This is a genomic window from Aquipluma nitroreducens (assembly GCF_009689585.1).
Lineage (GTDB): Bacteria > Bacteroidota > Bacteroidia > Bacteroidales > Prolixibacteraceae > Aquipluma > Aquipluma nitroreducens.
Genome location: NZ_AP018694.1, coordinates 5,559,405 through 5,571,788, shown reverse-complemented (window position 1 = coordinate 5,571,788; position 12,384 = coordinate 5,559,405). Strand labels below are relative to the sequence as shown.

The following is a 12,384-nucleotide window of genomic DNA, read 5'->3' as shown; positions in this document are numbered from 1 at the left end:
ATTGAAATTCAGATGATGCTATTTTTCAAAAAGATCACAACCCATAAAACGATACTATTTCTACTTTCCGGGCTTTTGTTGGTTTCGTGTAGAAGCAATTATGCGATACTAACTATTGAAAACATACAACATGCTAAGGAAGAATTATCTCCTGAAATTCAGAGCATAACATTGATGAATCGTAGTATGAACAGCCAGTTTCAGAACCATCGGGAAGATTCGCTGCAAATGTATTTTTACCGGAAGGGATTTCAGTTGTCAAATGTGGTTCTCGACAGCGCTGCTTCGGATACAACGATTAGAGCTCTTGCTGCATTGATGTTCGAATCGGGCCGGTACGATGTGGTTGTTCCGCTTGAACGAAATTTTAAAAGAACGCTTTCCTATGACATTATTCCGGATACCTTAAGTCAGTCTCAGGTTCGCGAAATCTGTACCAATTTCAACACCGACGCTTTAATGGTTCTCGAGCGCTTCTCAACCAAAGCGATGGCCGATTATTCAGCAGAAAAGTTTCTTGATGGGAATAGTGGTAACGTTTATTCGTATAATGCAACTCTTGATTTGAAATACGATGCTTTTTTCAGGATTTATAAGCCTGGAAGAAATACTTTGGTAAAGGAAATTGCGCTGAGCGACACCATTTATTGGGAAAGTGCTGATTATACACTCGAAGGACTTTTCAGTAAATTGCCATCGGTTAAACAGGCGCTGATTAATGCAGGAATTAAGGTTGCCCTTGATGTTGATAGCAAACTCTCTCCTACCTGGATTCCCGAAAAAAGGGGGTACTTTTTGTTCAAAAGTAAGGATGACCAAGGGAAGAAATTCATGAATGAAAATAACTACAAAGAAGCAGGCCAATATTGGACGGAAATGGCTCAATCGACGAATAAAAAGATACGAAGCAAAGCAGAATATAATCTGGCGCTTATTAACGAATTAAACGGCGATATTGATAAAGCTATCGAGTTTGGTTTAAAATCATTCTATTCGTTTTACAGATTTCAGACACAGACTTATTTGAAAAAACTTGAAGCCAGAAAATTAGCGTTACAAAAGACAGACTAACAATCAGATTTTAGTCTGAAAAAATAAATGTTGGTTCGAAAATTGTAGAAGACAACATAAAAAAATGATTGTATGAAACTTCAGTCAGGATTACTTTGGTCTGTTTTTTTGTTGATTTTGAGCTCATGCGTGAGCTTCGAAAAATTCTCAATTGAAGTATATAAGCCGTCAGAACTGCACCTTGCCCCGAATGTCAAAAAAATTGCAATTATTTCCCGAAATCTGAAGTATGTAAACGATACGCTACAAAATTATCAGGTAAAAAACCGCCATCTGATTAAGGATAAAATCAAGTTTAATTTTGATAGCCTGGCGATTAAAACTTGTTTGGATAGTTTGTCTGGTCGGTTGCTGGCGCAAAATCAGTTCGACAGTATTTTGATTTTACCAGTCAATACTTTTCCTAAAAATCAGGTAAAAGAAATCAGACCGGCTAACATCGAATGGTATAAAACGATTTCAAACAAAACGGGTGCTGATGCGCTGATCTTACTGGATATGTTCTCCTGTTTTTATAGCCTGACTAATGACAATCCGAATCCGACGGTAAATGTTGTAACTTCCAATATTTGGTCGGTTTATGGCGCCAAAGAACAACGGATTATTGATCGTTTTACTCAAGTTGATACACTTTATTGGGACGAATTGGATGAGAATGGTCAATATCGAAAATTACGGATGCCGGATAAAAAGAGCGCTATTGCGCTTGCTGCAGAGGTGATTGGCGAAAACTACTCGAAACATATTTTACCAGCCTGGGCTAAGGTTGACCGTACCATTATGCAGAATAGCAACCCCGAATTTAAAAAAGCGACAAAACTGGCTCAAAATACGAAATGGGAAGAGGCCGTTGTCATCTGGCAGAATTATTCCGGCAGTAAAAATAAGATGAAAAGAGTAACCGCGTTGTACAATTTAGCGCTGGCCAGCGAAATGAATGGAAACATTGATCAGGCCATCGAGTTGACAAATCAGGCTGCGAAAGTGAGTTCCGGACTATTTTTGTCGTCTGAAAACGAAGCAGTCAGGAAATATTCAGCTGTATTGTACCTACGAAAAAATGAGATCAACAAGCTAAACAACCAATATGAAACCCGCTAGAAATATTCTATCGTTTTTTTTGCTTGCTTTAAATCTTTCTTCTTGCATGATAACTGATAGCGCCCGAACTACTCAGATTGAAATTATGAAACCCGCCTTATTTAATCTTCCCAATGAGATTAAAACTGTTGCAATAATTAATCGTGCCACCTATCAACGAGACAGTGTTCCTTTCCAATATCTTAATGTGAATAAGATTCAAACCGATACCCTGGTTAAATACAGGGCATTGTCAAATAATTGCGTTGATGCCTTGTCCGGTTTTTTCGAAAAGGAAGGATATTTCGGGAAAGTGAAAAATTATCGCGATAGTTTGTCTGTTATTTATCCTAAAAACGAGACAGGCGTTGTTACTCCGGAAAAATTGTTTCAAAATACAAAATCAGACATTTTCATTTTTCTCGATCATTTCAAATTCAATGTTATAGCGATGTATGGTTTTAATGATGTAGTTCTAAATGGCGCGGCTCTTTCATGGGCAATTGCTATTAAAACCGACACTGTATCTTATTTGTATAACCAAATGGATACCTTGGCTTATGAAGCCACTGATTTTCCGTTGAATTTAAATGATCATGCAAAACTCAATTTGCTTGTTAACAATTCTTCAGAATACCTTGGACGATTTTTTGGATCCAAAATCATTCCTACCTGGTTAATGGTTGAACGTCTTTACTACAAATCGAATAATCAGAATATGCTTTTGGCCGAAAAATATGCGCTTAACAACGAATGGCTCAAAGCCGCTGAAATATGGAACATGCAATCGAAAAATAAAAATCCCCGGATGGCTGCCAAGGCTTGCTACAACATGGCATTAGCATGTGAAATGGAGGGCAAGCTTGATAATGCCATTGACTGGCTTGTCCAATCTCATTCGATGCTGAAGGTAAATAATGAGGAGCATAAAGAGATTTGCAAGCGGTACATTACAGTTCTGGCTTTACGAAAAAAAGAGATCGAAAGATTAGCTCATCAAGTCAGGAGCAATTAAAATATCGGGACAACCTGTTCAACCCTGAACGTTGGATTCGGCCTGCCGGGACTAAGGCAACGAAGGGCTACAATTTTTTTTCGGAGTTGTGTTCCTTTGATTGTATCCAGTGTTTTGAGAACAATTTCTTCCAACGCTTCCGGACTTACTTCCACACGTGCATTCAAGGTCAGGCGGGCTTCGGAACTTATTCCGGCCGAACTTCTAAAACTCAAAGTCTCATTCCGGCCAGTAAGATTGCCAATTAGATAATTCTCGCCCGATTCAATCAACATTTTGACATGTCCAACTGATGCTTTTATCGAGTCGAACTGACGGCTCAGGTTTTGCATTAGCTCACGGGCAAAAGTATCCCAGTCGGTTTCCCTGCCCGAGAGTTCGATGGAGGTATTCAACCATCCCAACACAGCTTCCCCTTCGGCATACACATCGTAATCTACTTCCACCAGGCGTTTACCGGCATCTGTCCTGGTTAGCACTTCATTTAGCCATTCGTCAATCCCTTCTCCTGAAAGCGAACTTACAACCATCACTTCCGAGTCTGGAAAATGTAATTTTACTTTTTCTTTCAAAAGAATCAATTCTTCCGGAGAAACCAAGTCGGATTTACCGATAAGGATCAGGTCACTTTCTTCCAACTGCTTCCGGAAAATATAGGCTGCACTAGGATGCAGGCCTGCCGTTCCCCCATTTAGAATATCATTGAGCCGAATTGGGTCGGCCAATACCGACAATGGACTGACGGTTAGCTCTCCGCGCAGGTTTTGTTTGAGCGGTTGCAGAATGGTTGCCGAAAGATCGGTACAACTGCCAACTGGTTCGGCAACAATGACATCGGCGTTGGCTTCGTCGCGAACATTCTTCAAGGCATCGATCAATCCGTTGAAATTACAACAAAAACAACTTCCGCTCACTTCAGCCACTTTCACGTCTTTTCGTAAAAGTAGAGCAGTATCAACTAACTCCGATGTCTGATCGTTGGTGATCAGTCCAGTTCGTTTTCCGCGTTCAGTGATTCTCCGTGTAGCTTCCCATAACAGGGTTGTTTTTCCGGCTCCAAGAAATCCGCCAACCAATATTAGTCGTGTAGTTTTCATGTTTTTACTTTTTACTTGTTTGATCATCGCAGCAGCATGAGGTTGACTGACGTTTCATTGCTGGTTCAATGAGATAGACAAAAAACAACGAAGCCAGTATTCCGCCTATGATTGGTGCCAAAATGTAAACGAAGAAAAATCCTCCGGATTGATCGGGAAAAGCAGCATTTCCCCAGCCAAAAATCCAGGCAACCATACGTGGCCCAAAATCGCGGGCAGGGTTCAAACCAGCCTGGGTCAAAGGTGCAATCAAGCCGATAATGGATGTGACCGTTAATCCAATAAACATCGGAGCCATTGCATCGTTTGGACGACCTACATTACAACCTTCGGTGAGTGCAAAAATCATCAGTAAAAGTAGGAAGGTTCCAAGCGCTTCGGCAGCCATGCCCAATGGCATCGAAACAATTGCCAAACTGCCAGGAGCCGCGTAGTATTCACCAAACATTTTAGCTGTCTGGATCGATTGGGCTGATCCGCGCACAATATTGTGGGTACTTTCGAATGCTGAAATCGAAGGGCCAAACAAGAGGTAAATAACAAATCCAGCCAAAATAGCACCGGAGAATTGCGCTGTAAGGTATGTAGGTATTTTTCTGACAGCCATTCGTTTTCCAATCCACATGGCCAGCGTAACTGCAGGGTTCAGGTGTGCACACGATAAATGGCGGGTCAGGTAAATAGCTAATGTAACGCCAATTCCCCATGCCAGCGCTATTTGCATCAATCCCTGATGGGCATTGAAAAGCACAGTTACAGCAACCGAGCCGCACCCGAATAGCACCATCATAAAAGTGCCAAGCATTTCGCCAATAAATTCTTTGGAATATCTCACAATTTAACCCGTGTTGGCTTGAAATTTAAATCAGATTTTTCAGTCTCCAAATATATCTAAATTGTAAGGTTAGCCGATTGGATTTAAAATCATTAACAATAAACCCTGAAAACGAAGCTTCTTTGTCAACGTTTTCAGGGTTTTCAGTATGAATTTATTTCTTATTTTTTGCCTGAAATAGCTTGATTTTCGTAAATCACTGGTCCTTTTTTTACAGCACGTATAATCAGGAATATTCCGCCTAAAATAAACGGAATACTTAGTAATTGTCCCATGTTAAGGCTCATTCCCTTTTCGAAAGCTTCCTGTTCTTCCTTGATAAACTCAATGAAAAACCGGGCTGAGAATACCATCACAAAGAAAACTCCCACCAGCAAACCTTGATAATCTTTGGCTTTGGTTTTCCAGTACATGTAAAGCATCACACCAAAAGTGATCAGATAACTAAGCGATTCATAAATTTGTGTTGGATGTTTGGCAACAGTCTCGTGGTTACGTTCGAATATTACTCCCCAAGGCAATGTCGTTGGAATTCCATAAATTTCAGAATTCATGAGATTTCCTAAGCGAATTAATGCGGCTACAAAAACCGATGGAACCACTACCCGATCTAAAACCCACAGAATAGAGCGTTTCGACACGTATTTGCTCCAGATAAACATGGCAATAATAATACCGAGAACACCACCATGACTGGCTAGTCCGCCTTGCCAAACATATAGAATTTCAATGGGATGTTGTGAATAATAGCCCCAACCGTAAAAAAGTACATGGCCTAATCGTGCTCCAATAATTGTAGCAACAATCAAATAAATGAATAGACTTTCGAGCCACTTCAAGTCAATATTTTCATGTTTGAACATCTTTTCGCCATGGTTGTAGCCAAAAAGGAAACCAACTGCAAAAAGAAGTCCATACCAGCGAACGTGCACTGGTCCAAGTGAAAAAATTTCAGGGCTAACGTTCCAATGAATAAATGCCAGAATGTCAATCATATCGTTTATTGGGTTGTATAATTATCATCGCAAACCACTAACCTAATCATTCCCCCATTTGCGGGAACAGGAAGGGGGCAACTAATCGACCAAATCTTTACCGTGGCAAGATTTGAATTTTTTACCGCTTCCACAAGGGCATGGATCGTTCCGGCCAACTCGCTTTTCAACCCGAATTGGTTGAACATGTTGCGGTTCTCGTGGAGCTTCTGGTCGGTTTGACGAGCTTTCCGGCATATCAGATTTTGAAGTTGACAGTTTACTCATATCTAATCCACGGCGTTCGTGTCCTTCGTGAATTTGTTCAGGTTCGCTAACTGGGATATGACCTTTTGCTAAAGTAGAAACAATCTGCTTGTTCACCTTACTTACCATTATCTTAAACAAATTGAACGATTCGAATTTGTAGATGAGCAGCGGGTCTTTTTGTTCGTAGGTGGCGTTCTGAACCGATTGCTTCAAATCGTCCATTTCACGGAGTTGTTCTTTCCAGGCCTCGTCGATGGTACCCAGAACGGTTTGTTTCTGATACGATTTAACGAGCTCTTTCCCTTGATTTTTATATGCTTTTTCAAGATTGGTGATAATCTGGAAAATATGGATTCCGTCAGAAATAGGCACTACGATGTTTTGATACAGGTGTGCTTTTTGCTCATAGACCTCGCGAATGACAGGATAAGCCTGTTTGCTGATGGTTTCCATCTTGCGGGTGTAAGTTGCAACCATCTCCTGATAGGTCTTGTCAATTAGTTCATCCGATTTGATCTTCAGGAATTCCTGTTCAGAAACTGGTGATTCCATCGACATCAAACGAATCAATTCAAGGTTAAATCCTTCAAAATCACCATTTGCCTGATATTCCGTAACCAGATTATCAATTACATCATACATGGTATTCAGGATATCAACTTCAACCCGCTCGCCAAACAAAGCGTGACGGCGTTTCTTGTAGATGACTTCGCGTTGCGAGTTCATTACGTCGTCGTATTCGAGTAAACGTTTACGAATGCCGAAGTTGTTTTCTTCAACTTTCTTCTGGGCACGCTCAATCGACTTGGTAATCATCGAATGCTGAATCATTTCACCTTCTTTCAACCCAATTTTGTCCATGATTCCGGTAATACGATCGGAACCAAACAGGCGCATCAAATCGTCTTCGAGCGAAACGAAGAACTGGGAAGAGCCCGGATCTCCCTGACGACCTGAACGTCCGCGCAACTGGCGGTCGACACGACGCGACTCATGGCGTTCGGTACCAATAATGGCCAAACCGCCTAAAGCTTTTACTTCAGGAGTTAATTTGATGTCGGTACCACGACCTGCCATGTTGGTAGCAATGGTAACCATTCCTTTCATCCCGGCATCAGCCACAATTTCAGCTTCACGAGCGTGCAATTTGGCATTCAGCACGTTGTGCTTGATGCCGCGCATTTTGAGGTATCGGCTTAACAATTCCGATATTTCAACCGAAGTTGTTCCAACCAAGGCTGGTCGTCCTATTTTATTCAGTTCAACAATTTCTTCAACAACTGCATTGTATTTTTCGCGTTTGGTTTTATAAACCAAATCTTCGCGGTCGTCGCGAATAACTTTCCGGTTGGTTGGAATAACAACCACATCCAATTTATAGATGTCCCACAATTCACCTGCTTCAGTTTCGGCAGTACCGGTCATACCGGCCAGTTTGTGATACATCCTAAAGTAATTCTGTAGCGTGATGGTTGCGAAGGTCTGTGTAGCGGCTTCAACTTTAACATGTTCCTTTGCCTCAATTGCCTGATGCAATCCGTCAGAATAACGACGGCCTTCCATGATACGACCAGTTTGCTCGTCAACAATTTTAACCTTGTTTTCGATAACTACGTATTCCACGTCTTTTTCGAACATGGCATAAGCTTTCAGCAACTGGTTGATGGTATGTACGCGTTCTGATTTGATTGCATAATTGGTCAACAGATCATCTTTTTTCTCCAGAACCTGTTCTTTGGTAAGCGCTTTATTGTTTTCAATTTCAGCAATTTCAGAACCAACATCAGGTAAAATAAAAAATGATTGATCTTCAACGTCATCCGAAATCAGGTCAACTCCCTTGTCAGTTAGTTCCACCGAATTTTGTTTTTCATCGACCACAAAAAACAGAGGATCGGTAATAATATGCATCATCTTGTTGTTGTCCTGCATATGGTAATTCTCTGTTTTGGTCATCATGGCTTTGATTCCCTCTTCACTCAGGAATTTGATGAGCGCCTTACTCTTTGGCAAACCTTTGTGGGCACGAAGCAGCAAAACAGAACCTTCTTCCCTTTCGTCCTTTGTTGCATTCGGATTATTCAGGATTCGTTTGGCATCCGATAAACACTGATTGGCCAGATTTCGCTGCGCAGCGTATAGCTTTTCAACTTTAGGTTTTAATTCTTCAAACTTCTGGTTTTCACCTTTTGGCACCGGCCCTGAAATAATCAATGGTGTACGGGCATCATCGATTAAAACCGAATCGACCTCATCCACAATCGAGTAGTGATGTTTCCGCTGAACCAGATCGCGTTGGCTGATTGCCATGTTGTCACGCAAATAGTCGAACCCGAATTCGTTGTTTGTTCCGTAGGTAATATCCGAAAGGTAAGCTTTACGTCTACCTTCGGAGTTTGGCTGATGTTTATCGATACAATCAACGCTCAAACCGTGGAATTCGAAGATTGGTCCCATCCATTCCGAGTCACGTTTCGACAGGTAGTCGTTTACAGTAACCAAATGAACACCTCTTCCGGTTAAAGCATTCAGGAATACAGCTAAAGTAGCAACCAATGTTTTTCCTTCACCAGTTCCCATTTCAGCAACTTTCCCCTGATGCAATACAATACCACCAATGAGCTGAACATCGTAATGAACCATTTCCCAGGTAATCTCGCTTCCGCCGGCCATCCATTTATTTAACCAGATGGCGTTTTCACCTTCAATCAGAATACTATTACGTGTCGTAGCCAATTCACGATCAAAATCGCTGGCTGACACTACAACGCGTTCATTTTCAGTGAATAATTTGGCTGTTGCTTTAACAACAGAGAATGCAATTGGAAGAATTTCATTCAGGACTTCTTCTAACTTATCATCTATTTTTTCCTCAAGTTTATCTATTTCCTGATAAATTTTTTCGCTTTCCTGAATATCAACTGTATCAACGAGTTCTTTTAACTCAGCAATCCGGTCCTCTTCCGGTTTAATCCGATCTTTAATCAGTTCTTTCAACCGGGCCGACTCGGCTCTCAATTCGTTGTTAGACAACAAGCTGATGCGTTCGTATTCTTTTTTGATGAGTGCGAGCAGAGGAGCAATTTCAGCCATGTCCTTATCTGATTTTGAGCCGAGAAATTTGCCTAAAATTTTGTTTATGAATGCCATTATCTGGGTTTTAATGTGATCAAAAAATGAAAGTTACAAATGTAGTCATATTGTTTAAATCTCGAATTGGTTTTTACGATTATCATGCCATTGAAAAAAATGACGTAAGATCGGTCAGAATTGCCTTTTTCAAAGAAATAACTGCCAATAAATCAGTAAAAAGTCATATCTATTCGTTGAAAAGGTGACATGAAGTGACTTTGAATCCGGATTTATTGATGTATTTTTGAAGATAAATACTTTAAATATTTTCAACTTTTTGCTGATTTTTACATTCAGTATTTATACAGAACAATCAGTTATGGAACTCGATAAAGCAATAAGGAATCGTTATTCAGTCAGATCTTTTACCAGTGAAAAAGTTGACCGGAATATCATTTTGGAAATATTGGAAGCTGCACGAATGGCGCCATCGGCAGTAAATTATCAGCCGTGGCATTTTATTGTTATCACTGATCCTGATAAACTGGCTGATATTTATGAAGTGTACCATAGAGCTTGGTTTAGGGAAGCGCCTGCCTGTATTGTAGTTTGTTCAGATCACAGTCAATCATGGAAACGAAAAACTGATGGGAAAGATTTTGCTGATGTTGATGCTGCTATTGCAATTGATCATTTGGTTTTAAAGGCTACAGATTTAGGTATTGGCACTTGCTGGGTTTGTAATTTTGATGTTGAAATGACCCGAAAAAAGCTGCAATTGCCCGAAAATATTGAACCCATTGCTCTTATTCCATTGGGCTATACAACTTCAGAAGCTCCGCTAAAATCACGGAAATCTTTTTCTGAGATGGTACATTGGGAGAAATTTACAAGCCTTTAAATTCCTGAATGTATTTCTCTAATCGGTTCAATCCTTCAATTATATTTTCAAGAGAATTGGCATACGAAAAACGCAAATAGCCTTCTCCATTTTCGCCAAAATCGATTCCGGGCGTCACTCCGACATGTGCTTTCTCCAGGATGTCAAAAGCCAGTTTATACGAATCGGTTGACAAATGCTGAGCATTTACGAAAACATAGAATGCCCCAGTTGGCTCAACGGTAATCCTGAATCCCAATTCGCGAAGCCGGCTAATCATGAATTTACGTCGTTCGTTGTAAATGTTTTTCATGTGCTCAACATCGGCATCTGCCTCGCGAAGAGCAGCGATACCGGCGCGCTGGGCAACCGAGCTGGCACAGATGTACAGATTTTGCTGAAGTTTTTGGATTGGACGGACAAATTCATCAGGAACAATTACATAGCCCAGCCGAAGTCCGGTCATGGCATACAGTTTCGAAAATCCATTCAGCACAAAAGCACGTTTGGTAAACTCCAGAATGGAATGAGCCTGATCTTCGTAAACCAGTCCGTGGTAAATTTCGTCTGAAATAATATAGGGTGAAAATCCGGCGATTGATTTTAACGTTTTCGGAGAAAGCAGGTTCCCGGTTGGATTCATTGGGCTGTTAATCATGATCGCTTTGGTGCGTTCGGTAATTGCTGAGCAAATATTCTCAGGCCGGTATTGAAACCCATCTTCTTCGTAAACCGGTACTTTTACCATTTTTGCTCCGGAAAGGCTGATGAAATTTGGATAACAGGCATATCCCGGGTCGGAAAGGATAATTTCGTCATCAGGATTGCAAAGTGCGAAAAGTACCATCAAAATGGCAGGCGATGTTCCAGAAGTAACAATAACTTGTTCCGGAGAAATATGAACGCCATAGTTCTTCAGGTAAGTGTTGCAAATCTCTTGTCGCAATTCCGGATCACCCAGGCTGTGCGTATAATGTGTCCGGCCTTGCTTCATGGCAGTTTCGCTGGCCTTTAACACACATGCCGGAACATTAAAATCGGGTTCTCCAACTTCTAAATGAATAATGTTTTTACCTTCTTTTTCCAAAACGGAAGCTCGTTCAAGAACTTCCATAACGATAAAAGGAGTTATATTTTTGGCCTTTTCAGAAATCATTTTGGTTTTTGTTTGGGAATCCGAAAGTACTCAAGAAATTGCAATTGTAAAGATTATTGTAAAAAATAATAATGTACTTTCCCGATTTAAAATCGAAAAAAAGTAATTTTACTAATCTCAAAGATTCGGTTATATGAAGAAGATTATACTTTTTGGTGTTTTATTTTTACTTACGGTTCAGTTCTCGTTTTCGCAAAAAAATGCCAAACCGATCATTTCATCGTACAATTTTAGCGGTCAAACCGAACTATGGGAATCAATTGGCAGCGGGATCCTTAATTATCAGGCTGATGTGATGTATATCTACGGAAAAATCTATGTTACGCCGCTTATGCCCGACAGCGCTAACCACAAATTGCCAACTTTAACAGAAGCATACCTCTACCCTCTTTACAATCAGTTTAAAAAGAATAAGGATGAAATTATTCCGGGATATTCCGGAGATATTTTTCTCATCCTAAATTTCACAACTCAACCCGTGCAGATCTATAAACAGCTTGCCAATGAAATGCGTCCTTTTTCAGATATGTTGACATATAATATCGATGGAACAGCACATCAGGGGAAATTACGCATTTTGATTAAAGACAAGGAGCAACTCAACAAAATAAACCGCATTAAGCCAAGCTTTCTGGGTTTGGTAGGCAATTTAAAAGATATTGACCAAAATATCGACCCGAATAAAATGCCGTTGATTGAAGTCGATTTCAACGAATTAACGGCATGGAAAGGAATCGGAAATATACCTTTTGAAGACTTCACAAAGATTAAAGCCTTAGTTGATAAGGTACATGCGCAAAAAAAGAAGATTAGTATTGCTAATTGTCCATCGTATAAAACTGTGGCCGATCTGATTCAAACCTCGAAGGCCGATTTTATGACCACATCAGAAGCGACGCGAATGGCAGGTTTTTTTGATACAAATAAATAATCA

Annotated in this window: 10 protein-coding genes; 5 read left to right on the top strand and 5 right to left on the bottom strand. The window is 40.5% G+C overall.

The features are described from left to right. Window positions 1–12 precede the first annotated feature (12 nt). From AQPE_RS23260 to AQPE_RS23250, 3 genes are all read left to right on the top strand, one after another. Window positions 13–1,071 (top strand): DUF6340 family protein, encoded by a 1,059-nt coding sequence (locus AQPE_RS23260; RefSeq protein WP_318348871.1) that lies wholly within the window; start codon window positions 13–15, stop codon window positions 1,069–1,071. Between the two features lie 72 nt (window positions 1,072–1,143). After that, the gene (locus tag AQPE_RS23255) at window positions 1,144–2,172 is read left to right on the top strand and encodes a DUF6340 family protein (RefSeq protein ID WP_318348870.1); all 1,029 of its coding nucleotides are present in this window, start codon (window positions 1,144–1,146) and stop codon (window positions 2,170–2,172) included. Then, the gene (locus AQPE_RS23250) at window positions 2,159–3,166 is read left to right on the top strand and encodes a DUF6340 family protein (protein WP_318348869.1); all 1,008 of its coding nucleotides are present in this window, start codon (window positions 2,159–2,161) and stop codon (window positions 3,164–3,166) included. Before AQPE_RS23255 ends, AQPE_RS23250 begins: the two co-directional genes overlap by 14 nt. On the opposite strand, the gene AQPE_RS23245 is transcribed toward AQPE_RS23250, so the two are convergent. From AQPE_RS23245 to secA, 4 genes are all read right to left on the bottom strand, one after another. Continuing rightward, window positions 3,163–4,263 carry a GTP-binding protein gene (locus tag AQPE_RS23245; RefSeq protein ID WP_318348868.1) on the bottom strand — a complete coding sequence of 367 codons (1,101 nt, stop codon included), beginning with the start codon at window positions 4,261–4,263 and terminating at the stop codon, window positions 3,163–3,165. The two genes, AQPE_RS23250 and AQPE_RS23245, sit on opposite strands and share 4 nt — an antisense overlap. 4 nt (window positions 4,264–4,267) lie before the next feature. After that, on the bottom strand, window positions 4,268–5,098 hold the full coding sequence (locus AQPE_RS23240; RefSeq protein ID WP_318348867.1) for an MIP/aquaporin family protein: 831 nt from the start codon (window positions 5,096–5,098) through the stop codon (window positions 4,268–4,270). Between the two features lie 161 nt (window positions 5,099–5,259). After that, window positions 5,260–6,093, bottom strand: a complete 834-nt coding sequence (gene lgt / locus AQPE_RS23235) for a prolipoprotein diacylglyceryl transferase (RefSeq protein WP_318348866.1) — start codon at window positions 6,091–6,093, stop codon at window positions 5,260–5,262. 81 nt (window positions 6,094–6,174) lie between these two features. Then, complete coding sequence (gene secA / locus AQPE_RS23230; RefSeq protein ID WP_318348865.1) at window positions 6,175–9,492, bottom strand: preprotein translocase subunit SecA; 3,318 nt, start codon at window positions 9,490–9,492, stop codon at window positions 6,175–6,177. 301 nt (window positions 9,493–9,793) lie between these two features. Here secA and AQPE_RS23225 point away from each other — a divergent pair, with 301 nt between their 5' ends. Beyond that, window positions 9,794–10,315 (top strand): nitroreductase family protein, encoded by a 522-nt coding sequence (locus AQPE_RS23225; RefSeq protein ID WP_318348864.1) that lies wholly within the window; start codon window positions 9,794–9,796, stop codon window positions 10,313–10,315. Here AQPE_RS23225 and AQPE_RS23220 read toward each other — a convergent pair. Further along, entirely contained in the window at window positions 10,302–11,450 is a 1,149-nt protein-coding gene (locus tag AQPE_RS23220; protein ID WP_318348863.1) for a pyridoxal phosphate-dependent aminotransferase, read from the bottom strand. The two genes, AQPE_RS23225 and AQPE_RS23220, sit on opposite strands and share 14 nt — an antisense overlap. Window positions 11,451–11,583: 133 nt before the next feature. On the opposite strand from AQPE_RS23220, the gene AQPE_RS23215 reads away from it, so the two are divergent. Next, window positions 11,584–12,381 (top strand): PI-PLC domain-containing protein, encoded by a 798-nt coding sequence (locus tag AQPE_RS23215; RefSeq protein ID WP_318348862.1) that lies wholly within the window; start codon window positions 11,584–11,586, stop codon window positions 12,379–12,381. Window positions 12,382–12,384: the final 3 nt, after the last annotated feature.